The organism is Devosia submarina (genome assembly GCF_003056345.1).
In the GTDB taxonomy this organism is placed as follows: domain Bacteria; phylum Pseudomonadota; class Alphaproteobacteria; order Rhizobiales; family Devosiaceae; genus Devosia; species Devosia submarina.
Genome location: NZ_PYWB01000008.1, coordinates 178,850 through 200,965, shown reverse-complemented (window position 1 = coordinate 200,965; position 22,116 = coordinate 178,850). Strand labels below are relative to the sequence as shown.

22 protein-coding genes are annotated in these 22,116 nt (G+C 61.3%); 12 read left to right on the top strand and 10 right to left on the bottom strand.

The window, feature by feature from the left end; genetic code table 11:
* The first annotated feature begins 22 nt into the window (after positions 1–22).
* Positions 23–622 (top strand): alpha/beta hydrolase, encoded by a 600-nt coding sequence (locus tag DDE77_RS13630; RefSeq protein WP_342748573.1) that lies wholly within the window; start codon positions 23–25, stop codon positions 620–622.
* A gap of 96 nt (positions 623–718) precedes the next feature.
* Positions 719–1,768 (top strand): DUF3298 domain-containing protein, encoded by a 1,050-nt coding sequence (locus DDE77_RS13625; RefSeq protein ID WP_108398022.1) that lies wholly within the window; start codon positions 719–721, stop codon positions 1,766–1,768.
* A gap of 3 nt (positions 1,769–1,771) precedes the next feature.
* Here the strand turns inward: DDE77_RS13625 and DDE77_RS13620 are convergent, their stop codons facing one another.
* On the bottom strand, positions 1,772–2,068 hold the full coding sequence (locus DDE77_RS13620; RefSeq protein ID WP_210204394.1) for a GNAT family N-acetyltransferase: 297 nt from the start codon (positions 2,066–2,068) through the stop codon (positions 1,772–1,774).
* Positions 2,069–2,240: 172 nt separating this feature from the next.
* Here DDE77_RS13620 and DDE77_RS13615 point away from each other — a divergent pair, with 172 nt between their 5' ends.
* Positions 2,241–2,612 (top strand): RidA family protein, encoded by a 372-nt coding sequence (locus tag DDE77_RS13615; protein ID WP_108398108.1) that lies wholly within the window; start codon positions 2,241–2,243, stop codon positions 2,610–2,612.
* A 352-nt stretch (positions 2,613–2,964) separates the two neighbouring features.
* On the opposite strand, the gene DDE77_RS13610 is transcribed toward DDE77_RS13615, so the two are convergent.
* From DDE77_RS13610 to DDE77_RS13600, 3 genes are all read right to left on the bottom strand, one after another.
* Entirely contained in the window at positions 2,965–3,816 is an 852-nt protein-coding gene (locus DDE77_RS13610; RefSeq protein ID WP_108398021.1) for a fumarylacetoacetate hydrolase family protein, read from the bottom strand.
* A gap of 85 nt (positions 3,817–3,901) precedes the next feature.
* A complete protein-coding gene (locus DDE77_RS13605; RefSeq protein WP_108398020.1) occupies positions 3,902–4,336 on the bottom strand; it encodes an RbsD/FucU family protein in 435 nt (144 codons plus the stop codon).
* A gap of 17 nt (positions 4,337–4,353) precedes the next feature.
* Positions 4,354–5,097 (bottom strand): GntR family transcriptional regulator, encoded by a 744-nt coding sequence (locus DDE77_RS13600; RefSeq protein WP_108398019.1) that lies wholly within the window; start codon positions 5,095–5,097, stop codon positions 4,354–4,356.
* Between the two features lie 126 nt (positions 5,098–5,223).
* On the opposite strand from DDE77_RS13600, the gene DDE77_RS13595 reads away from it, so the two are divergent.
* Positions 5,224–6,774, top strand: coding sequence for a UxaA family hydrolase (locus DDE77_RS13595; RefSeq protein ID WP_245895258.1), 1,551 nt, complete (start codon positions 5,224–5,226; stop codon positions 6,772–6,774).
* 264 nt (positions 6,775–7,038) lie between these two features.
* Here DDE77_RS13595 and DDE77_RS13590 read toward each other — a convergent pair whose 3' ends face one another.
* Positions 7,039–7,683 (bottom strand): class I SAM-dependent methyltransferase, encoded by a 645-nt coding sequence (locus DDE77_RS13590; RefSeq protein WP_245895256.1) that lies wholly within the window; start codon positions 7,681–7,683, stop codon positions 7,039–7,041.
* A complete protein-coding gene (locus DDE77_RS13585; protein ID WP_108398106.1) occupies positions 7,680–8,594 on the bottom strand; it encodes an SMP-30/gluconolactonase/LRE family protein in 915 nt (304 codons plus the stop codon). Before DDE77_RS13585 ends, DDE77_RS13590 begins: the two co-directional genes overlap by 4 nt.
* 257 nt (positions 8,595–8,851) lie before the next feature.
* Between DDE77_RS13585 and DDE77_RS13580 the strand changes: the two genes are divergently transcribed.
* Both DDE77_RS13580 and DDE77_RS13575 read left to right on the top strand, forming a co-directional pair.
* Complete coding sequence (locus tag DDE77_RS13580) at positions 8,852–10,036, top strand: alpha-hydroxy acid oxidase (RefSeq protein ID WP_108398017.1); 1,185 nt, start codon at positions 8,852–8,854, stop codon at positions 10,034–10,036.
* A gap of 141 nt (positions 10,037–10,177) precedes the next feature.
* Complete coding sequence (locus DDE77_RS13575) at positions 10,178–11,278, top strand: TRAP transporter substrate-binding protein (RefSeq protein ID WP_108398016.1); 1,101 nt, start codon at positions 10,178–10,180, stop codon at positions 11,276–11,278.
* 60 nt (positions 11,279–11,338) lie between these two features.
* Here DDE77_RS13575 and DDE77_RS13570 read toward each other — a convergent pair whose 3' ends face one another.
* Both DDE77_RS13570 and DDE77_RS13565 read right to left on the bottom strand, forming a co-directional pair.
* Entirely contained in the window at positions 11,339–12,727 is a 1,389-nt protein-coding gene (locus DDE77_RS13570; RefSeq protein WP_108398015.1) for a TRAP transporter large permease, read from the bottom strand.
* Positions 12,727–13,290, bottom strand: a complete 564-nt coding sequence (locus DDE77_RS13565; RefSeq protein WP_108398014.1) for a TRAP transporter small permease subunit — start codon at positions 13,288–13,290, stop codon at positions 12,727–12,729. Before DDE77_RS13565 ends, DDE77_RS13570 begins: the two co-directional genes overlap by 1 nt.
* A gap of 216 nt (positions 13,291–13,506) precedes the next feature.
* On the opposite strand from DDE77_RS13565, the gene DDE77_RS13560 reads away from it, so the two are divergent.
* The gene (locus DDE77_RS13560; RefSeq protein WP_108398013.1) at positions 13,507–14,493 is read left to right on the top strand and encodes a PfkB family carbohydrate kinase; all 987 of its coding nucleotides are present in this window, start codon (positions 13,507–13,509) and stop codon (positions 14,491–14,493) included.
* Positions 14,494–14,559: 66 nt separating this feature from the next.
* Complete coding sequence (locus tag DDE77_RS13555) at positions 14,560–15,435, top strand: c-type cytochrome (RefSeq protein ID WP_108398012.1); 876 nt, start codon at positions 14,560–14,562, stop codon at positions 15,433–15,435.
* Positions 15,436–15,438: 3 nt separating this feature from the next.
* Here DDE77_RS13555 and DDE77_RS13550 read toward each other — a convergent pair whose 3' ends face one another.
* Positions 15,439–16,149 (bottom strand): hypothetical protein, encoded by a 711-nt coding sequence (locus DDE77_RS13550; RefSeq protein WP_157959828.1) that lies wholly within the window; start codon positions 16,147–16,149, stop codon positions 15,439–15,441.
* Positions 16,150–16,360: 211 nt separating this feature from the next.
* On the opposite strand from DDE77_RS13550, the gene eda reads away from it, so the two are divergent.
* From eda to modB, 3 genes are read left to right on the top strand one after another with little or no spacing between them, the layout of a single operon-like run.
* Positions 16,361–16,996, top strand: coding sequence for a bifunctional 4-hydroxy-2-oxoglutarate aldolase/2-dehydro-3-deoxy-phosphogluconate aldolase (gene eda / locus DDE77_RS13545; protein WP_108398010.1), 636 nt, complete (start codon positions 16,361–16,363; stop codon positions 16,994–16,996).
* Positions 16,996–17,745, top strand: a complete 750-nt coding sequence (gene modA / locus DDE77_RS13540; RefSeq protein WP_108398009.1) for a molybdate ABC transporter substrate-binding protein — start codon at positions 16,996–16,998, stop codon at positions 17,743–17,745. The genes eda and modA overlap by 1 nt, the downstream gene beginning before the upstream one ends.
* Before the next feature lie 10 nt (positions 17,746–17,755).
* Positions 17,756–18,436 carry a molybdate ABC transporter permease subunit gene (modB, locus tag DDE77_RS13535; RefSeq protein ID WP_108398008.1) on the top strand — a complete coding sequence of 227 codons (681 nt, stop codon included), beginning with the start codon at positions 17,756–17,758 and terminating at the stop codon, positions 18,434–18,436.
* Here the strand turns inward: modB and ligD are convergent.
* On the bottom strand, positions 18,433–20,994 hold the full coding sequence (gene ligD / locus DDE77_RS13530) for a DNA ligase D (protein WP_108398105.1): 2,562 nt from the start codon (positions 20,992–20,994) through the stop codon (positions 18,433–18,435). The genes modB and ligD overlap by 4 nt on opposite strands.
* Before the next feature lie 142 nt (positions 20,995–21,136).
* Here ligD and DDE77_RS13525 point away from each other — a divergent pair, with 142 nt between their 5' ends.
* Positions 21,137–22,114 (top strand): SPFH domain-containing protein, encoded by a 978-nt coding sequence (locus tag DDE77_RS13525; RefSeq protein ID WP_108398104.1) that lies wholly within the window; start codon positions 21,137–21,139, stop codon positions 22,112–22,114.
* The last annotated feature ends 2 nt before the right edge of the window (positions 22,115–22,116 follow it).

Here is a 22,116-nt window from a genome sequence, read left to right as displayed (position 1 = left end):
GAGACAAGCAAAGGAGATTGCCGTGTCTGATTACCTGTTCCGCGAAAAGCCCAGCAAAGCCGGAGCCCCGCTGTTTTTTGTGTTTCACGGCACGGGTGGGGACGAGAACCAGTTCTTTGCGCTTGCCGAGCAATTGTTGCCAGGGGCGCATGTGGTGGCGCCCCGTGGCGATGTCAGCGAGGGCGGCGCGCTGCGCTATTTCCGGCGCACGGGCGAGGGCGTCTATGACATGGACGATTTGAGGCAGCGGACAGCCAAGATGGCCGGCTTTGTGCAGGCGCGGAAAAAGGACGGGCAGAAGGTGGTGGGGCTGGGCTACAGCAATGGCGCCAATATACTGGCGTCGGTGCAATTCGCGGCGCCTGAGCTGTTTGACGCCAGCATTCTAATGCACCCGCTGATCCCGTTTATTCCTGCGGACGCCGGTTTCAGCGGCAAGCGGGTGTTGATCACGGCGGGGCAGCGGGACCCGATGGCGTCGACGCAAACCACTCAGGACTTGCATGATTATTTCGTGCGGAACGGGGCCGAGGCGGCGATCCAATGGCATGCTGGTGGGCACGAACTGCGCCAGGAGGAACTCCTGGCCGCCCAGCGCTTTCTCGAACCGCTTCGTGGCTAAGGACTCTTAAGGCAAACTTCCATTGCCCGTTGACGGCTTTGGCTAGGGCTGTAACGCTCCCTTACGTGATCGGCGCATGCGCCGCGGGGGTTATCTATGAGCGTATGGCGTTATCTTGGTATGGCAAGCATTCTTGCCCTTGGGCCCATTCCGGCAATGGGCGCGAGCTTTGATTGCACCAAGGCCCAAACACCGTTCGAGCACGCCATATGCGAGGCGCCGGAGCTGTCGCGGGCCGACGAAGTTTTAGCCAAGGCCTTTGCCACGGCCATTGGCGGGCTGACGCAAGGATCGCTCGAGGCGATGCGCGGGGACCAACGCAACTGGCTCGATTATGCCCGGCGCGCCTGCACGGCGGATGCCCAGCCGCTGACCAAAGGCCGCTATGATGAAAACGGCACCGCGTGCCTCCTTGAGACGTTCAAGGGCCGTATCTCGGCGCTTGAACAAAGCCGGATGATCTCGGGCCATCGTTTCTTTATCCAGTCGGCCTACGGCGCCGTGCCCGACCCGGACGAGGTCGATGTTCCCGATTCAAACTGGAAGCTGGCCACCCACGAGATGGTGCTGCCGCTGCTTGATGCGGATGATCCGATTGCCGAAGAGTTCAATGCCTTTGTGCTGGAAGGGGCGAAGGATGTGTCGGAATCGATGGGCCTCAGTGTCGAGGGCGATCTGAGCGCGCTGGATGGTCGGACCGATGATGCGTCCACGATCAGCATACAGGAAGTGGCCGGCACCGGACGGATTAGCCTCGAAGAGAACAGCTATTATTATCCCCACCGCGCGGCCCATGGGGGCTCCATGATCACCTACCGGCACTATCTTGTGGGCGAGGAGCGGGCGCTCCAAGCGAGTGATCTGTTTAGTGGCGCCGATTGGGAGAAAACGCTGGTGGATCTCGCCTGGGAGCAGCTGCAGATCCAGCACAAGGAATGGCTTCAGGTCGATAGCGCGGAAGACATAGCCACAATCGTGGTCGATCCCGCGCGCTGGGATCTGTCCGACAAGTACGGGCTCACCATCCAGTTCAACCAGTATGAAATTGCCGCCTATGCCTATGGCGTGCCGACCATCACCATTCCATGGGAAAAGCTTGAAGCGATCACGGCGGAAAACCACACCGCCATTCTTTACGGGTTCTGAGCCTTAGGCGTGCAAATCGGCCCATTCGGGGTGGCGGCGGAACTGGGCGACGACGTAGGAGCAGACAGGTTTGATCTTGAAGCCGTCGTGGCGGGCGTCTTCGATCATCTTGTTGACGAGCTTGGCGGCAATGCCGCGGCCTTCAAAGGCGGGCGGAACGCCGGTGTGGTCCACCACAATGGTGTTGTTTTCGGCCTTGCGAAAGGTCATTTCCGCCTCGGCATCGGGCGAGAGCTTGATGAAGTAGCGCCCGCGGGTTGGGCCGTCTTCGCGTTCAACGGTCATTTCATTGTCGTTCATGGCGGGATCCATTGTGTGGCGTTGATATGGTGAAGGGGAATGCCGGGCGCCAGTGCGGAGTTCCGGCATTGTGTGGGCAAGGGTGGTGGCCCGTTGACTTGTGCGACGGCTGAGCGGAGGTTCGGCACCCTCTGAATGGAGTTAAAGACCAATGAGCCAGCTGCTGCACCATATGATTGCGTCCGGGCCGCGCCCGGTGGCGCCGTTTTCCCATGCGGTGGAGGCAGATGGCTGGGTGTTTGTGACTGGGCAGATGCCGACCAATCCGGAAGCGCCTGATGCGCCATTGCCGGAAGGCATCGAGGCGCAGACGCGGCGAGTGGTGGACAACCTGAAGATCGTGCTGGGTGGGATAGGGCTGGGGCTGGAGCACGTGACGATGGCGCGCATTTACCTGACGCAGTTCGAGCGGGATTACGACGCGCTTAATGCCTTGTGGCCGAGTTTTTTCGAGGCGGGGAAGTTGCCGGCGCGCACGACGATTGGGGTGACGGCACTGGCTGTGGGAGCGCTGGTGGAGATTGATTTGGTGGCGCGGCGGTAGGGGGCACGCCCCTCGGGTCAAGCCCGAGGGCAGGCTCTCGTCTTTCGACAGGCTCAGGATGAGGTCTACTGAAGGGTTGAGGGTTTGGAGACCTCATGGTGAGCTTGTCGAACCATGGGGTTGGGCACGCCGGCGGTGCCACAACCTCGTTCTTTAACAGGCGCAGGATGAGGTTTATCGAGAGGTGGGTTGAGAGGCCTTTCCGGCCACCTTGAGGCAGTGGCGCGGTCTCGAGATGGATCCCGGGTCGAGCCCGGGATGACAACGCGTGTGGGGGAGGGTTTAGGGCTCATGGTGCTTACCACGAGCCATGAGGTCGGAAACGCTGATCCTGCCGAGGGCCGAAGGGGGTTTAGCCCTCGTAGGCCTTCACGTTCTGCTGCTGTTCGCCCAGGCCTTCGATGCCCAGGCGCATGACGTTGCCGGGCTTGAGCCAGACGGGGTCGGGCTTGATGCCCATGCCGACGCCGGGTGGGGTGCCGGTGGAGATGATGTCGCCGGGCTGAAGGCTCATGAACTGGCTGACGTATGATACCACATGGGCGACGCCGAAGATCATGGTCTTGGTGGAGCCGTTCTGGAATCGGTGGCCGTCGACGTCGAGCCACATGCCCAGGTTCTGCGGATCGGCGACTTCGTCACGGGTGACGAGCCAGGGGCCGATGGGGCCGAAGGTGTCGGAGCCTTTGCCCTTGTCCCAGGTGCCGCCGCGTTCGGTCTGGAAATGGCGCTCGCTGACGTCGTTGACGACACAATAGCCGGCGACGTGGTTCATCGCGTCGGCTTCATCGACATAGCGTGCTTCGGTGCCGATCACGACTCCGAGTTCGACTTCCCAGTCCGGCTTGATAGCGTTCTTGGGGATGATCACGTCGTCATTGGGGCCGATGATGGCGCTGGTGGCCTTCATGAAGATGATGGGTTCGGCCGGGATCGGCGCGCCGGTTTCGGCAGCGTGGTCGGCATAGTTGAGGCCGATGCAGATGAACTTGCCGACATTGGCGACGCAGGGGCCGATACGCTGCGCGGCGTCGAGCTGGGGCAGGCTGCTGAGGTCGGTGTCGCGGATGCGCGCGAGGCCTTCGGGGGTAAGCGTCTCGCCACCGATGTCGCCGACAACATTGGAAAGGTCACGGATGGTGCCGTCCTCCGCAAGGATTGCCGGCTTTTCCGCGCCCTTGGCGCCAACACGCAGCAGTTTCATTGTTTTATAACTCCCTAGAATTTTGGCGAGCCTTAGCCGCTCGCGGATGGGTGTGTCGAGGCCGGATCGGCCCGATCGGTTCGGCTCAGCCTTTTGGACGGATGACGCCCTTTTTGAGCAGGACATTGCCGTAAAGGCGGCGTTCGCCGGATTGAACGATGGCGTAGCCCTTGGAAACGCGCTCGTAGAAGGCGAAGCGCTCGAGGGACGCGAGCTTCATGGCCGGCTCGTGGCGAGCGATAATGGCGTCGAACTCGTCCATGATCGGCTCGCGCTGATCGGGATTGCCCACAACCTGCATGCAGATAGCAGCTTCATCAACGAAATCGTCGAGCGGCATCAGGGTGAGGACCGCATCGAGAATGTCCGTGGCGCTGATGCCATCAAGGCGCACGAGAACGGGGCCGGCGCTGTCGGCGGGATAGTTGGCGTCCACAATGGCGATCTCGTCGCCATGGCCCATGGCGCGCAGAATGCCGAGCAGGTCGGGGCCGAGAATGGGCGGGATGTTCTTGAGCATTTTTGGGGCCGGCCTCCTCAGCCGAAGGGGAAAGAATCGCGGTCGAGCGTGTCGCCATCATCGAACAGACCAGGGTGCTCGCGGGCAAAGGCGAAGAGTTCCACCATGACGGCGTCGATATGCGCGCGAATGGCGCGGGTCGCCTGCTCCTCGTTTTGCGCGAGGATACCGTCAAAGATCGCTTGGTGTTCGGCAATGGTGAGGGCAAGGCGGCGGGGCGTGATGATCAGGCGCCGCGCGCGGTCGAGATTGGCGCGGGCAAGATCAATGATGTTCTTGATCTTGGTGAAGCGCATGGAGCGGAAGATGATGTCGTGAAAATCGATATCGATCTGGTGGAAGGTTTCGGCATCGTCGCGCTCGGCGGCTTCGCGCTGGAGCGCCATATTGGCGTGCAGCGCATCGATCAGCTCGGCATCGTGCGTGCCGATCAGGACGCGCAGGGCTTCCGATTCCAGGCCCTTGCGGATCAGCATGTATTCGCGGACATCGGCAATGCGCACCAATGAGACGGTGGAACCGCGCTGAGGGGCGATTTCCACCAGCCCCTCGATTTGGAGGCGCCCGAGGGCCTCGCTCACGGGAAAGCGGGAGACGCCGAGCTCGTTGCAGATCCGCGTCTTGTCGATGGTGCTGCCCGGAACGAGGTCCAGGCGCACAATGGCGTCGCGCAGCACGGCGGTGACTTCGGCCGTGACATTGCCGCGCGTCAAAGGCGCCGGGCGCTGCAGAAAAGAATAGGGACTTGCTGCCGTTTCCATGCTAACATGTTAGTTAGAGCCGTGGTGCTTTACAACGAATTTCCCGCCGATTGCCTGGGTGCAATCTGGACGGGATTGCACTCGGGGTAAAGCCAAGCGCAAGACCCGTTCCCCGAAAGCTGCCTTATGTCCGAAACCATGATCCGCCCCGAGGCCCGCACATTGGTGCTCAACAGCGCCGACAATATCGGCGTGGCCCTGTCCAATCTTGATGTGGGGGCACAAACGCCGCAGGGCGTCGCCATCGTGCGCCGTGTGCCCAAGGGGCACAAATTTGCCTTGCGCGCGATCATGCCGGGCGAGGCGATCGTAAAGTTCGGGCAGATCATCGGCTTTGCGACGGAAGCCATTCCGCCCGGCGACTGGGTGCATGAGCATAATTGCGGCATGGGCGGCGCCGATGGGACGCTCAAGCATGATTATGCCTTTAGCGAAGGGGCTGTTGCGCCCGAGATGATCCCGCTTGAGCAGCGAGCGATGTTCCAGGGCTATCGCCGTGCCAATGGCAAGGTGGGCACGCGCAATTTTATCGGCATTTTGACGTCGGTGAACTGCTCGGCAACCGTTGCCAAGTTCGTGGCCGATGCGGTTAATCGTTCCGGGATTCTCGATGATTATCCCGAGATCGATGGCGTGGTGCCGTTCGTGCATGGCACGGGCTGCGGCATGGAATCGCGGGGCGAGGGCTTCGATATCCTCAAGCGCACGCAGTGGGGCTATACTTCCAATCCAAACCTTGGCGCGGCTCTCTTGGTCGGCCTTGGCTGCGAAGTGTTCCAGATCGGGCGCATGAAGGAGATGTATGGCATTTCCGAAGGCGAGACCTTCCAGACCATGACCATCCAGGAGCGTGGCGGCACCAAGCGGATGATCGAGTGGGGTGTTGAGAAGGTCAAGGAAATGCTGCCCGTGGCGGCGGCGGCGCGGCGCGAGACGGTGGATGCTTCGCATTTGACGCTGGCGCTGCAATGCGGTGGTTCGGATGGGTATTCGGGGATTACGGCAAACCCGGCGCTGGGCTATGCTGCCGATATTCTGGTGCGCAATGGTGGTACGGCGATCCTTTCGGAAACGCCGGAGATCTACGGGGCCGAGCATTTGCTGACCCGGCGCGCTGTGTCGCGGGAAGTGGGCGAGAAGCTGATTTCGCGCATCCACTGGTGGGAAGATTACACCCAGCGCAACCATGGCGAGATGAACAACAATCCATCGCCCGGCAATAAGCTGGGCGGGCTGACAACGATCCTGGAAAAATCGCTGGGGGCTGCGGCCAAGGGCGGGACGACACCGCTGACGGCGGTTTATGAATATGCCGAGCCGGTGACGGAAAAGGGCTTTGTGTTCATGGACACACCCGGCTTTGATCCGGTGTCAGCGACGGGCCAGGTGGCGGGGGGCGCGAACCTGCTGGCGTTCACCACGGGGCGCGGTTCGGCCTATGGCTGCAAGCCGGTGCCATCGATGAAGCTCGCGACGAACTCGGACATGTATGCCCGCATGACGGACGACATGGACATCAATTGCGGTGACATCGTCGAGGGTGTGTCCATCGAGGAAAAGGGCCAGCAGATCTTCGACATGCTGATCGAGATTGCCTCGGGCAAGCGGACCAAGTCCGAAGAGCTGGGCTATGGCGATAATGAGTTTGTGCCCTGGCAAGTCGGGGCAACGATGTAGGTTTTTGCCTGCCATACCCGCATCCACGATGTCACCCCGGCCTTGAGCCGGGGCCCATCCTGAGGTGGATGGGGTGGAGTGGTGGACGGTTGAACCACCTTGCGGCTGGGGTGGGATTTCGAGATGGATCCCGGCTCGAGGCCGGGATGACATCGCACGCAGTGTTGGTGCGGTGATCTGCCATACCCCTGAGGCTTCATGGTGAGCTTGTCGAACCATGAGGCCGGCACCTTGATTGTGCCACGACCTCGTCCTTCGACAAGCTCAGGATGAGGTCTGTTGGGAGATGGGGGTGTAAATTCGTCCGATTCGTTCAGTGCTTTTCCGCGCATCGCCCACATCACCTACCGGATAGGAGGCAATCTCCCGCAGCCGATCGAGTGGCAAATCCCGTCGGGCAGGATCGCCGATCAACACTGATACGCCGGCCGCCGAGCATCGCTCCAAGAACGGCAGCATCACAGCCGCAACATCCGCATTATAGAACACGTCTCCGGCGGCGATCAGGTCGATGTTGGTGGGGGGTGGGCCCGCAAGGTCGACAGGGATCAATTTGATGGTGACGCCATTGGCGTCGGCGTTAAGGCCGATCGCCGCTTGGCCGTGTGGGTCGATCTCGGCAGCGAATGCTGTGGCGCCCGCTTGGGCTGCGGCAATGGCGACGAGCCCGGAGCCGGCGCCCAGATCGAGCACCCGCTTGTTCCGGACAAGGCCGGGATTGGTCCGGATATGGTGCGCGAGGGCGAGGCCGCCGGCCCATGGATAGGCCCAATAAGGAGCCGGGGCATCAGCACCCGTAGCGAGTTGGGAGAGGCGGCTGCCCGAATGGGCGGTGTAGAGCCTGATGCCGGAAAGACCCGGCACCGGCTCGAGACGCAAGTTTTCCCTGATGAAGGCTTGGGCCTTCAAGGGCGCTGGAGACCCGTTGCCGTCACATAGATCGACATCAAATATTGGCTGCAGGTGATGAAGAGGCGATTGCGGCGGGCGCCGCCGAAGCAGACATTGGCCGTGGCGTGGCCGGTCTTGATGCGACCCAGCAGATCGCCCGAGGGGTCATAAACGTTCACGCCGGGGCCGGCGCTGGTCCAGACATTGCCGGATGTGTCGAGCCGGAAGCCGTCGGAGGCGCCGTTGTCGATGACGGTGAAGACGCCGGGATTGGTGAGTTTTGCGCCATCGACGCTGAACTGGCGGATGTGGGTGGGGACATCGGGATTGTGGCTGCGGCCGGTGTCCGAAATATAGAGGATGCTTTCGTCGGGCGAGAAGGCGAGGCCATTGGGCCTTGCGAAATCGTCAGCGACTACGGCGAGCGAGCCATCTGCTGGATCAAAGCGATAGACATAGCAGCCGCCTTGTTCGGGTTCGGATTTGTAGCCCTCATAATCGGAGTCGATGCCATAGCTGGGATCGGTGAACCAGATCGTGCCGTCGGATTTGACGACCACGTCGTTGGGCGAGTTGAGGCGTTTTCCGTTGTAGCTGTCCACCAGCGTTGTGATGGTGCCGTCGAGCTCGGTGCGGAGGACCGCGCGCGCGCCGTGGGAGCAGGAGACGAGGCGCCCCTCAAGGTCACGTGTGTTGCCGTTGATGTAGTTGGACGGGGCGCGGAAGGTGCTGACGCCGACATCAGGGATGTAGCGCAGGAGGCGGTTGTTGGGGATGTCGCTCCAGACAAGGTGGCCGGCATCGCCGAACCAGACGGGACCCTCGGCCCAGCGGCAGTCTTCGTAAAGCACTTCGAGCACGGCTGCGCCGATGGTGAGTGATTTGAACTTGTTGTCGATGATCTCGAGCGCTGCGCCGCCTTGGGGCATGATGGTCCTCCGATTTTTTTGGTGCATATGAGGGGATCCAGAGGGGCGGGGCAAGGGGGCACGCAATGATCGTCACCCTTGGGCTCGACCCGAGGGAGTTACACTTGAGGTGAGATCGGCAAGTACAGTGCCCCCGGGTCAAGCCCGAGGGTGACGAGCGGTGGGTGGGGGGCGGGTGGTGGAGGTTCCGTGTTCTTTCGCCTTTGATTGACGACTAACATGTTAGTTGCTAGGGCAGGCGAAACTGGAGCATTTGCATGGCCGCGCTTGAGAAAATACTGACCGTTGACGAGATGAAGACGGCTGCGCGCCGGCGGGTGCCCAAGATGTTTTTCGAGTATGCCGATACGGGCAGCTATACCGAAAGCACCTATCGCGAAAATGAGAGCGATTTCGCCAAAATCAAGCTCAAGCAGAAAGTGGCGGTGAACCTCGAGAACCGCAGCTTGCGCTCCACCATGCTGGGCAAGCCCATCACCATGCCGGTGGCGATTGCACCGGCGGCGACGGGCGGCATGCAGATCGCCGATGGGGAGATCAAGGCGGCCAAGGCTGCCGAAAAATACGGCATTCCCTTCACGCTCTCGACCATGAGTGTGTGCTCGATTGAAGACATTGCCGAGAATACGACGGCGCCGTTCTGGTTCCAGCTTTATGTGATGCGCGATCGTGGCTTTATCGAGCGGCTGATCGACCGGGCCAAGGCGGCAAAATGTTCGGCGCTGGTGCTGACCATGGATCTGCAGATCCTGGGGCAGCGGCACAAGGACATCCATAATGGGCTGGCAACGCCACCCAAATTCGACGCCTATTCGGTGTGGCAGATGATCCAGCATCCCGTGTGGTGCATGCGCATGCTCGGGACCAAGCGGCATACGTTCCGCAACATTGTGGGCCATGTGCAGGGCGACCATGACCTCGCCTCGCTCTCACAATGGACGGCGTCCCAGTTTGATCCGACGCTGAACTGGGCCGATGTGCGCTGGGTTAAGGAGCGCTTTGGCGGGCCGGTGATCGTCAAGGGCGTTCTGGACCCCGACGATGCCATTGCCGCAGTGGACAATGGCGCCGATGGGGTTGTGGTGTCCAATCATGGCGGTCGCCAGCTCGACGGGGCGCCATCCACCATCCGCGTCCTGCCCGAGATCATCGATGCCATTGGGCACCGCACGGAAGTGTACCTCGATGGGGGAATTCGTTCGGGGCAGGACGTGCTGAAGGCGCTGGCCTACGGCGCCAAGGGGACCTTTATCGGCCGACCCATGCTCTATGGGCTGGGGGCAGGCGGGGAGGCGGGCGTAACACGCGTGCTCGACATCATCCGCAAGGAGCTCGACACGACGATGGCCCTCTGCGGCGAGCGCGACATCCTCAATGTAGGCCTCCACAACATTTATTCCAATGATTTGCCGCCGCGCAATGCGCCGCTGACAAATCATTAGGGGCAGCAGGCCGGAATTTATAAACCCGGGCAACAACATACTAGACAGCGCGCGCGGGGATTGCTTTTGTCGCTCCAGCGATGGCAAAGCGACATCGATATCCCGTGCGCAAGGGTGCGCGCGGTCCATGGGAGGGTTTTAATGAAAAGACGCGAATTCTTTAAGTCGGCTTCGGCTGCAACAATCGGCGCAGCGGCTGCAACGACGCTTGCGGCACCGGCTCTGGCACAGGGCAATATCACCTGGCGCATGGTGACGACCTGGCCAAAGAATTTTCCTGGCCTCGGCGTTGGCGCACAGACGCTGGCAGACCGGATCACCAAGGCTTCGGGTGGCCGGCTGACCATTCAGGTGTTCGCGGCCGGCGAAATGGTGCCGGGCCTGCAGGCACTGGACGCCGTCATCGACGGCTCGGCCGAAATGAGCCATGGCACGCCCTATTACTGGCAGAACAAGAGCCAGGCCCTGAGCTTTTTCACCGGCGTTCCCTTCGGCATGACCAATCGCGAACTGACGGCCTGGGTCCGCTATCTCGGCGGGCAGGAAATCTGGGACAAGGTTTACGACCAGTTCGGGATCCAGGGTTTCCTTTCGGGCGATACGGGCACGCAAGCTGGCGGCTGGTTCCGCAATGAGCTGACCGGCGTTGCCGATATTCAGGGGCTGCGTTTCCGCACGCCGGGCCTTGGTGGGCAGGTTTGGGCCAAGCTTGGCGCTTCGGTCACCAATCTGGCAGCCGGCGAAATCTTTGCCGCGCTGCAGTCGGGAACGCTGGACGCGGTAGAGTTTGTGGGTCCCTACAACGACCTTGCGCTGGGTTTCTACCAGATTGCCAAGAACTACTATTTCCCAAGTTTCGTGGAGCCGGGTCTTGCGACCGAACTGGTGGTCGACAAGGCCAAGTTCGCCGAATTGCCCGAAGATCTGCAGGAAATCGTGCGCGTTTGTGCGCAGTCGGCCTATGACCAGGTTGCGTCGGACATGTATGCCAACGACCCGCGGGCACTCAATGCCCTAGTGGCCGAGCATGGCGTGCAGGTGCGCCGCTTCCCCGAGGAGATCGTCGAGGCCGGCGCCAAGGCGTCGATGGAATTGATGGCCGAAATCCGGCAGGGCGGGGATGCGCTGACCAAGGAAACGGCGGAGAGCTTCGTGTCGGCATTCAACCTGCTGCGCGCGCGCACGGAAGGCACGGACATGCCGTATCTGGCTGCTCGCGAGAAGTACATCAAGTGGGAATAGGCCTTTCGGCAGAGCTGCAATAAAGAAGGCCCGGGGGAAACCCCGGGCCTTTTGTTTGGGCTAGTAGATGAGCCTGGGGAGCCAGGTGATCAAATCGGGGAAGATGAAGAGGATCAAAAGTCCGGTGATCTGAAGGAGCACAAAGGGGACGGCGCCCTTGTAGATCATGCCCGTGGTGACACGCGGCGGAGCCACGCCGCGCAGGTAGAACAGGGCAAAGCCGAAGGGGGGCGTCAGGAAGCTGGTCTGCAGGTTCACGCCCACCATGACGCCCAGCCAGATCGGGTCCACACCTAGCGCCAGCAGAACCGGTGCGGTGATCGGGATCACGATGAAGATGATCTCGAAGGTGTCGAGGATGAACCCAAGGAGGAACATGATGAACATGACGATGATCGTGGCGCCGATCGCACCGCCGGGCATGGAAGATAGGAATTCATGCACCAGATTGTCGCCGCCCATCATGCGGAACACGATGGAGAACACCGCCGCGCCGAACAGGATGATGAACACCATGGAGGTGATGGTGGCGGTGGAGATCACGGCTTCACGCAGAATGGCGGGGCTGAGCTTCCAGCGCAGTGCGGCCAGGATCATGGCGCCAACCGAGCCGACGGAGGCAGCTTCGGTGGGTGTCGCGATGCCGCCGAGAATGGAGCCGAGAACGGCCAGGATCAGCAGCAGCGGTGGGACCAGCGCCACCACTACTTCGCGGAAGAGGCCGGACTTTTCTTCTGGAGGCACGGGCGTCGCCGGGCACGACTTGGGATCGGTGATAGCCTTGAAGATCATGAAGAGCGCGTAAAGCGCGACCAGCAGCAGGCCTGGAATGATGGCCCCGGCGAACAGGGCGCCGACGGACACTGGCTCAGGAGCGAAATTGCCCTTTTCCATCTGTACCTGGGCGTTGATGCCCGAAAGGATGTCAGCCATGAAGATCAGGACCGTGGAGGGCGGAATGATCTGACCCAGAGTGCCCGAGGCGCAGATAACGCCGGTGGCAAGCTTGGGATCATAGCCGGCGCGCAGCATGGCGGGCAGCGAGATCAGGCCCATGGTGACTACCGTTGCGCCGACAACGCCGGTGGAAGCGGCAAGGAGCGCACCCACAACAATCACCGAGAGGCCCAGGCCCCCGCGCAGATTGCCGAAGAGCTTGCCCATGGTGAGCAGCAATTGCTCGGCAATGCCAGAGCGCTCCAGCATCACGCCCATGAACACAAAGAGGGGCACGGCGACCAGAACTTCGTTGGTCATCAGGCCAATATAGCGGCCGAACAGGGAGCCATAATTGGAGGGGTCGTAGACGCCCAGCCACATGCCAACGAGGCCAAAGATCAGGGCCGTGCCGGCGAGCGAGAAGGCTACCGGGAAGCCCAGCATGAGCACGCCGATAACGCCGACGAACATGAGGCCGGCGAGGATTTCTCCGATCAGAATAGGATCCATCAATGCGCTTCCTTGGCGTCGTTGGCGCCATAGCGCAAATGGTCGGGGAGGAGGGTTTCGTTGTCGGTCAGGACCAGGATGGCGCGCAGGGCCATGGCAATGCCTTGAAGGCCGACCAGGACTGCAAAGAGGATGATGAAGCTCTTGAGGATAAAGAGCCCCGGCATGCCGCCGATATTGCCAGAGGCTTCATAAAAGCTCCACGAGCGGCGCACGGAGGTCCAGCCATAGTAGATCACAACGAACATGAAGGGCAGGAGGAACGCTACGACGCCGAAGAGGTCGGCCCATGCCTTGCGCTTGAGGGAAGCGGGCCGATAGAAAATATCGACGCGCACATGATCATCGCGCAGCAGGGCAAAGCCTGCAACGGCGGTGAACATGGCGCCGCTCACCCACACATAAAGATCCTGCATCCACAAGGTGCTGGTATTAAAAAAATAACGCTGGACCACAACGGTGAAGCACAGCAGAACGCATGCCAGCGCCAGCCAAGAAAAGACTTCGCCGATGGCCCTGTTGAGGGCGCTGATCGCGCGGATGATGACGGCCAAGGATTGCAAACGCTTGTTCTCCCATGATTGCCCAAAGCGCCAAAGTATTCGCGGTCGCCGGCGTTGGGCGATTGAACAGGATCAGAAGGCGCCGTCAACGTGCTTGTGCGGCCGATCGGCGCAGATCAAGGGGAAATCTTAGTGCTAGAGGGCTGCTGGTGACAGGAGAGGCAAAAATGCTATGTCGCTGGCGGCAGCTGCAGCGGCCGACGGGGAGGGTATGCGATGTTTGTTGTGGGCGGGGAAAGCCTGATTGATCTCAAGGCCGAGGTGGTGCTTGCCCAAGGGCAGGTGATTGGCCGGGATGGGGAAGGGCAGATCGTGATGACGGCCCATCCGGGTGGCTCGCCTTATAATTGCGCCATCGCGCTGGCCAAGCTCGGCAATCCCACTGGATTTTTGTGCCCGATCTCGGCCGATGCGTTTGGGGATTATCTGCTGGGGCCGCTTGGTGAGGCGGGGGTGACGACGCTGCTGCCTGAACGGGTGGCGGAATATACAACTCTCGCCGTGGTCAATTTCGATAGCAATCACAATGCACGCTATGGCTTCTACCGGTCGGCTGACGGGGCGATCGATGCCCGAAAGGCGATTGCGGCGCTGCCGGAGGATTTGAGCCTCTACCAGATCGGGGGCTTTTGCCCGATCAAGCCCGATGAAGCTGCCATTTGGCTCGAAATCGTGCAGGCGGCCATCGGCAAAGGGGCGACGATCTCCATCGACCCAAATGTGCGGCCGAGCCTGGTGGATGATTTCGCCGGCTATAAGGAGCGGCTCTCGGGCTTTCTGGACCTCGCTCACCTCATCAAAGTGTCCGAAGAGGACCTCGAGGCGCTTGATGGTGCCAAGAGCATCGAGGAGCACGCAAGCGATCTCCTGGCGCGGCCGCATTGCGAGCTGGTGATCGTGACGCTGGGCGACAAGGGTTCGCGCGCCTTCACCCGGGCAGGCAGGGCGCAGGCCAACATCTGGGCGCCGCTGGTGTTTGGCGACACTGTAGGAGCGGGCGATAGCCTCATGGCGGGTGTTCTGTCCTGGCTCAATGAACGGAGCCTCCTGAAGCCAGGCAAGCTCGGAGCGCTGGGCGATGGCGCGCTTTCAGACATGCTGCGCTTTGGGGCTGTCGTCGCGGGGATCAATTGTGGCCGCAAGGGCTGCAAGCCACCAACGCGGGCGGAAGTGGATGCCGTGCTGGGGCGCGAGCGCAGCTAACGTTTCCGTTAGTTGCCAGCGTCGCAAGGACCTGCTCTCTTTGCTGTGATCACGACGGGGGCATGAATGCGGCGTGGACTGGTGGTGTTGGGTGTCCTGGCGATCGTCGCCATCGGCGCAGCGGTGTATTTCCTGAAACCCGTCCAAGGGCCGGCGCGCGATTTGACGCTGGTGGGGGACGTGGAGCGGGGCAATTACCTGATCGGGTCGGGAGGTTGCATTTCCTGCCACACCAATCCCGAGGCTGGAACGGGCCGACTGGCCGGTGGCGTGGGCCTCCAAACGCAGTTCGGAACTTTTGTTGCGCCCAATATCACGTCTGATCCGCAAGCTGGGATCGGCAACTGGACGCTGGCGCAATTTTCGGACGCCATGAGCAATGGAATGGGGCCAGAGGGCCATCTTTATCCGGTGTTTCCATACGAGCATTACACCCTGATGAGCGATCAGGAGATTGCCGATCTTTATGCGGCGCTGATGGCTACAGAGCCGGTAAGCCAGGCGGCGCCGCCACACCAGATACCCTTTCCTTTCAATATCCGGCTGGCCATGGCCGGGTGGAAGAATTTGTTTTTTGCGCCGCAGCGTTTTGTGCCGGAGGAGGGCAGGCCGGAAAGCTTTAATCGCGGCAAGTATCTGGCCTATGGGCCGGCCCATTGCGTGGCCTGCCACTCGCCGCGCAATGCGCTGGGAGCACTTGATTGGGAGCGGGCTTTCACCGGTTCTGATGGTGGGCCGGGCGGGCGGGCCCCGGGGATTACCCGCGAGGCGCTGCTCGACAAGGGCTATGATGCCGAAACGCTGGCGCAGACGCTGCTGGATGGATTTACGCCGGGCTTTGACGTGCTGGGTGGTCCCATGGGTGAGGTAATCGCGGACAACACGTCGTTGTTGACGCCGGAGGACCGAGCCGCGCTTGCGGAATATCTGCTGGCGGAATGACTATCAGCGCAGGCGCTGGAGGAATTGTTCCCGGTGCCAGGCCAGGGCGCGCTCGTCGGGGCGCTGCCTGGGATCGTCGCTGACGAGGAGCTTGCCGGTCGGGTTGACCGTCACGAGGATTTGGGTGGTCATGGCGTAGGCGTCCGCAACTATTTCAAGGTCGGGGCCTACGGTCCAGGCGAAGCTGTTGAACAGTTGCGCCGGTTCGTCATGCAGATAGATGAAATTGCGGACGTGTTCGCGCCCACCAAGAGCTTGTGGCTGGATGGGGGTGGCGAGGCCCTCGCTAAAGGCGGTTTCTACCCCCGAGAAGCTGCAGATGCTTTGCGCATTTCTTCGGACTTGCGCCGCGATCTGGCCCAAGAGGTCGCTGCGCGTGAACAGCGTGCCAGCTTCCTGGGCGGAATTTGCATGGCTTTCTGAGACGGGCTGAGCAAAGTTCTCTCCCGGCATGATCGCGAATGGGCCCGTCTGGAACCGCTCAGTAATTTCAGTTTCGTCCGGCAGGATCTTGGGTCCCGTAAACACAGCTATGGTATCGCTTCCATACGCGGCGAACTGCGTCAGCGTAGCTCTGGCGAAGATCATCGCTGGCGCGCCGGCAACCACTTGATAGGCGAGCAGAACCTCTCGGCCGATCCATGACGAATAGCGTAGCTCGTCCTCAAGGTTACAGGCCACTTCCACCTTGTTGAGGGTGAGTTGGCGCGGCATCAAGCCTATGTTGACGACCAGTGTTGGCACCGCTGTCCCGTTGATACGTACGTTAAAACACGTACACAGGGGCGCGGCGGATTAATAGTGGCTTGATGCGGTGACAGCGGGTGAGGCACTTCGCCAGTTTCTCCTGTCCCGATGAGAACAGGCTTGTGGTAATGGTTGCGAGAACCTAACCCTTGCCCGACACTCATGACAGGGACTGACCATGCCGCAAGACGCTGCTGCCATCCGCTCCATTCTTTCGCTCGCGCCCGTGGTGCCGGTGATCATCCTCGATGACGTTTCCCAAGCGCGGCCGCTGGCCGAGGCGCTGGTTGCTGGCGGATTGCCGATCCTGGAAGTGACGCTGCGTACGCCAAACGCACTCAAGGTCATGGAAGAGATGGGCAAGGTTGAGGGCGCTATTGTGGGCTCGGGGACTGTGCGTACTGCCTTGCACATGCAGCAGTCCGTGGATGCGGGCTGCCGCTTCATGGTGTCGCCGGGCATCTCGCCACGCATCCTTGATGCAGCCGACGAGATCGGCATTCCCTTGCTGCCCGGCATTGCAACGCCCAGCGAAGCCATGACGGCGGCCGAGCGCGGCTATTCGTTTTTGAAGTTTTTCCCGGCCGAAGCCAATGGCGGCGCACCGGTGCTCAAGGCTTTTGCTTCACCTATTCCCGACATCACCTTCTGCCCGACCGGTGGCATCGATGCCGCCAAGGCCAAGACCTATCTGGCCCTGCCCAATGTGATCTGCGTGGGCGGCAGCTGGATCATGCCATCCGACGCCCTTGCCTCCAATGACTGGGGCCGGATCGAAGCGCTGGCGCGCGAGGCTTCGGCGCTGCGCGTGTAATGGGCAAACCTTCGGCAGTGCGGCTTTCCATCCTCATGATGCTTGCTGCATTGCTGGTGCCTTCGCTGGCGCGCGCTGAAACGATCAGTGTTGCGGTGGCCGCAAATTTTACCCAGACAGCGGAGGATCTGGCTCAGCTTTTCAAGGCTGAGAGCGGCCATGATATCCGCTTGAGCTTCGGCTCAACCGGCCAGCTCTATGCGCAGATCACGCAAGGCGCGCCCTTCCAGGTTTTTCTGGCTGCTGACGACGAGCGGCCGGCCAGGCTTGTGGTTGAGGGGTGGGGTGTCGAGGGAACCCTGTTCACCTATGCGCTGGGGGCGCTGGCGCTCTACGGTGCCAGCAGTGACGTCAGCAACGGAGAAGCCGTGCTCCGGGCCGGTGAGTTCCGCAAGCTGGCCATCGCCGATCCCATCTCGGCGCCCTATGGGCAGGCGGCCGTGGAGACCCTGCAGCAGCTCGGGCTCTTGGAGGCCGTCGAGCCCAAACTCGTCACTGGCGAAAATATCGGGCAAACACTGCAGTTCGTCGAAAGCGGCAGTGCGGAGCTTGGCTTTGTTGCCGCGAGCCAGATTGTGGGCAAAACAGGCATCTGGCGAGTGCCAGAGCAATTTCATGCACCCATCCGGCAGGACGCGGTGCTGTTGCTGGAGGGTGAAAGCAGCACGGCGGCAAGGCTGTTTTTGGAGTTCCTCCGCAGCGACAAGGCCCGCGCGGTGATCAGGGCCTCCGGGTACGGGGTGGACTGAGATTCAAGGGCTGGATCTTGCATCTCTTTGGCCTTCGATCAGCCTGACCCTGGTTTTGGCGGCCATGAACACGCTTGTCCTGCTGGTTGTGGCAACGCCCATCGCCTGGTGGCTGGTGCGCAGCAGGAGCCGGTTCCGCGAGGCGGTAGGTGCTCTAGTAACCATGCCGCTGGTGCTGCCGCCAACGGTGTTGGGCTTTTACCTGCTGATCGCGCTTGGGCCTTATGGACCCGGAGGTTGGATCGCCGGGATCTGGGGCGGGCGGACGCTAGCATTTTCGTTCACGGGGTTGCTGATCGGTTCGTTCTTTTATTCGCTGCCCTTCATGGTGCAGCCACTCCGCATCGCCTTTGCGGCCATCGGCGAGGAAACGCTTGATGCCGCATCAAGCCTTGGCGCATCGAACTGGCAGCGCCTCGTGCGAGTGGTGTTGCCACTGGCTGGCGGCGGCTATGTGACAGGGGCGCTCATGACCTTTGCGCATACGGTGGGGGAGTTTGGCGTGGTGTTGATGATCGGCGGGAATATTCCGGGCCAGACCAAGGTTATCGCCATTGCGCTTTACGACTATGTGGAACGGCTGCAATGGGCCGAGGCGCATGTGATTGCCTTGGGCATGATGGTGTTCGCATTCCTGGTCATCACCATCACGTTGGCCATCGAGCGGCGCAGCAGGGGAACGGCTCGCTAGAGTTCAGCGCCCACCCGTTTCAGCATGGTCTTGGTGATGGTTTGGCCCAGGGAGAAGTAATCCTTCCACGGATCGGGTTGCTTGGCGCGCTCAGCTGTCGTGGCAAGGGTGAACTGGTTGGCGGACTTGACCGTCTCGAGTTCGTCCCAGGTGACGGGCACTGCAGCGGGTGCGCCTTCGCGTGAGCGGCTCGACCATGGAGCAACAGCCGTCGAGCCGCGCTCGTTGCGAAGGTAGTCGACGAACAGCTTGCCCTTGCGCTTGGCCTTGCTCATGTTTGCGGTAAATGTGTCGGGCTGCTCGCTGGCAAGGTTTTGCGCGAAGGCCTTGCAGAAGGCTTTGACCTCGGGCCACTCCAGCGAAGGCTTGAGCGGGGCGATGACGTGGACGCCCTTGCCGCCGCTGACCAGGGGATAGCTCGCGAGGTCCAGCTCGGCCAGCGCATCGCGGATGGCTGTGGCGGCGTTGCGGACATGATCGAACCCCAAGCCCTCGTCGGGGTCGATGTCGAAGATGATGCGCTCGGGGCGCTCTACATCCTTGGTGCGGGCGCCCCAGAGGTGCCATTCCAGAACGTTCATCTGGGTGCCCGCGATGAGGCCCGCGAGGTCCTCGATATAGAAGTAATCTTCCTTTGTGCCGTCCTTTTCGGTGATCATCACCGACTTCATCGCGTCGGGGAAACCGCCGGTATCGTGCTTCTGGAAGAAGCAGTATTTGGCGCGGCCCTGAGGGCAGCGCAGCAGGCTCAGCGGGCGGTTTTCGATATAGGGGAGCATGCGCTCGGCTACGGCTGCGTAATAGGCGACGAGATCGCCCTTGGTGACGCCCTGGCCGGGATAGATCACGCGATCGGGGCTGGTGAGCTTGATGCCGGCGGCTTCGGCGGCGTTCTTTCCGGCTTCTGCGCTCAGATTTGTGGTCGAGCTGTCCGCCGCCTCTTCGCGTTTCACCTCGGCCGCGGGCTTGTCTTCGCGCAAGCCGAGGAAAGAAGGGTGGCGCAGAATGCCATCGGCGGTGAATTCGGTGAAGCCGATCTCGGCGACCAGTTCTGGCGCGACCCATTTTGCGCCCCGCGCTATTGGCCGGGGCACTTGGTCGAAGGCGGGCGATTTGCGGGCCAGCTTGTCCAGCCGCTCCTGAATGTCATTGGCGCTTTGGGCATTGAAGCCTGTGCCGACGCGGCCACGATACACCAGCTTGCCGTCTTCCCAAGTGCCGAGGAGTAGGGAGGCAAAGTGCTTGCGCTTGGTGGAGGGCGACCAGCCGGCGACAACAAATTCCTGCCGTTTGGCGCATTTGTTCTTGAGCCAGTCGCGCGTGCGCTCGCCGCGATAGGGCGCGTCTGCGTTCTTGGCGATGATACCCTCATGGCCTTCACGGCAGACGGCGTCGAAGACCTTTTGACCGTTGCCAGTGACATGAGCAGAGAACTGGACGGGAGAGGACTGGTCGAGCGTGCCGAGGAGCTTTTCGAGGCGCGCCTTGCGCTCGGTGAGGGGCAGAGAGCGGAGGTCCTCGCCGTCCTGCTCCAGCAGGTCAAAGGCGAAATAGGTCAGTGGCTCGCCGCTGGAAAGGTGATCCTTGAGGGTGGAGAAATCCGTACGTCCCTTGCTGTCGAAAGCGCAAAGTTCGCCGTCGATAAGGGCACTGCCCTGGGTGATCTCCGCCAGCGTCGGGACGATGGCAGCGAATTGCTCGCTCCAGTCCTTGCCGGTGCGGGTAAAGAGCTGCACGTCGTCACCGGCTATGGCCGCAAGGCACCGATAGCCGTCATATTTCATCTCGAAGACCCAATTGTTGCCTTGGGGAACTTCGCTGACGAGGGTGGCCAATTGCGGTGGCTGGAAAGCTGGGAGTTTCGCTGTTCCTGACTTCTTGCGTTTGGGAGCGTCCTCCGTCTTGCTCTCATCGGAGTGCCAGACGGCTTTAGCCTTGGTTTTCGTCTTTTTCTTGGGCTTGAGGCCCTTGGCGATGCCGGCGAGGTCGCGGCCGGTGGAAACGGAGTTGGTGTATTTGGCCGTCAGGTCGTCATCGCCCGAGGCATAGGCGTCCTTGTGCTTGATCAGGAGCCAGTTCTCGCGGGCGGGACCCGATTTGCGTTGGGTGTCCCGGCCTTTCATGTGGACCAGCACCCATTCGCCCTTCATGCGCGTGCCGTTGATGCGCATCTTGAGATCGCCCTTGGCGAGGCCCTCATGGGGGTCGCCGATCGGCTCCCACGTACCCTGGTCCCACAGCATGACGGTGCCGCCGCCATATTCATGCTGAGGAATAGTGCCTTCAAAGCTGCCATATTCTACCGGATGATCCTCGACGCGGACGGCAAGGCGCTTGTCCTCGGGATTGTTGGATGGCCCCTTGGCGACGGCCCAGCTCTTGAGCACGCCATCGAGTTCGATGCGGAAATCATAGTGGAGGCGCGTGGCATCGTGTTTCTGGACCACGAAGCTGAAGCCCTGTTCTTGCCCTTCGCCGCCGCCAGCGGGCTCCTGGGTCTTGGTGAAGTCGCGCTTGGCCTTGTATTCCTTGAGAAGGGTGTCAGCTTTGGCGGCCATGGACATTCTCGACGCTGGAACAACACAGCCAAATCAACGAGTCTTCAGAAGGCTTTGTTCCTTTTGCGAGGGCGTTGCTTCGGTGTGCGGGCCTCCCTAAGCTCTCCTTTTAGGCAGGGGCGGAGAATCAAGCATGGAATTGATGGATGGTTTTGCTCTTGATGGGCTCAGCATCACGCTAATCGCCCTGGGCATTCTGGCGCTGCTGGTGCTGTTTGCCGGGGCCAAGCAGGTGCCGCAGGGCTATAATTTCACCATCGAGCGGTTCGGCAAATATACCCGCACCCTCAAGCCCGGGCTCAATCTCATTGTGCCGTTCATCGATGGCATCGGCAAGCGCATCAACATGATGGAGCAGGTGCTCGATGTGCCCCACCAGGAGGTCATCACCCGCGACAATGCCTCCATCACGGCGAATGGCGTTACGTTCTACCAGATCCTCGATGCGGCCGCGGCGGCTTATGAAATTTCGGGGCTGGAGAACGCCATCCTGAACCTCACCATGACCAATATCCGCACCGTCATGGGCTCGATGGACCTTGATGAATTGCTGAGCCATCGCGACGAGATCAACGAGCGCCTCCTGCGCGTGGTGGATGCAGCGGTTTCGCCCTGGGGCATCAAGATCACGCGTATCGAGATCAAGGACATCGATCCGCCCAAGGATCTGGTTGAATCCATGGGGCGCCAGATGAAGGCGGAGCGCGAGAAACGCGCGGCTATCCTGGAGGCGGAGGGCCGTCGGCAATCGGCAATCCTGCAAGCCGAAGGCGCCAAGCAGGCCCAAGTTCTGGAAGCCGAAGGGCGCCGCGAGGCCGCATTTCGCGATGCCGAGGCACGCGAGCGCGAAGCGGAGGCCGAGGCAAAGGCTACGCGAATGGTGAGCGATGCCATTGCTGCGGGCAATGTGCAGGCCATCAATTATTTCGTTGCGAACAACTACATCAAGGCTCTGGAAAGCATTGCCAGCTCGCCCAACCAGAAAATTCTGATGTTGCCGGTAGAGGCAGCGAGCGTAATTGGCTCCATTGGTGGGATTGCCGAGATCGCCAAGGAGACATTCGGCGGTGCTGCGCCAGCGCCCACACGGGCGAGCCGCCCACCTTCAACTAGCCAATAGGG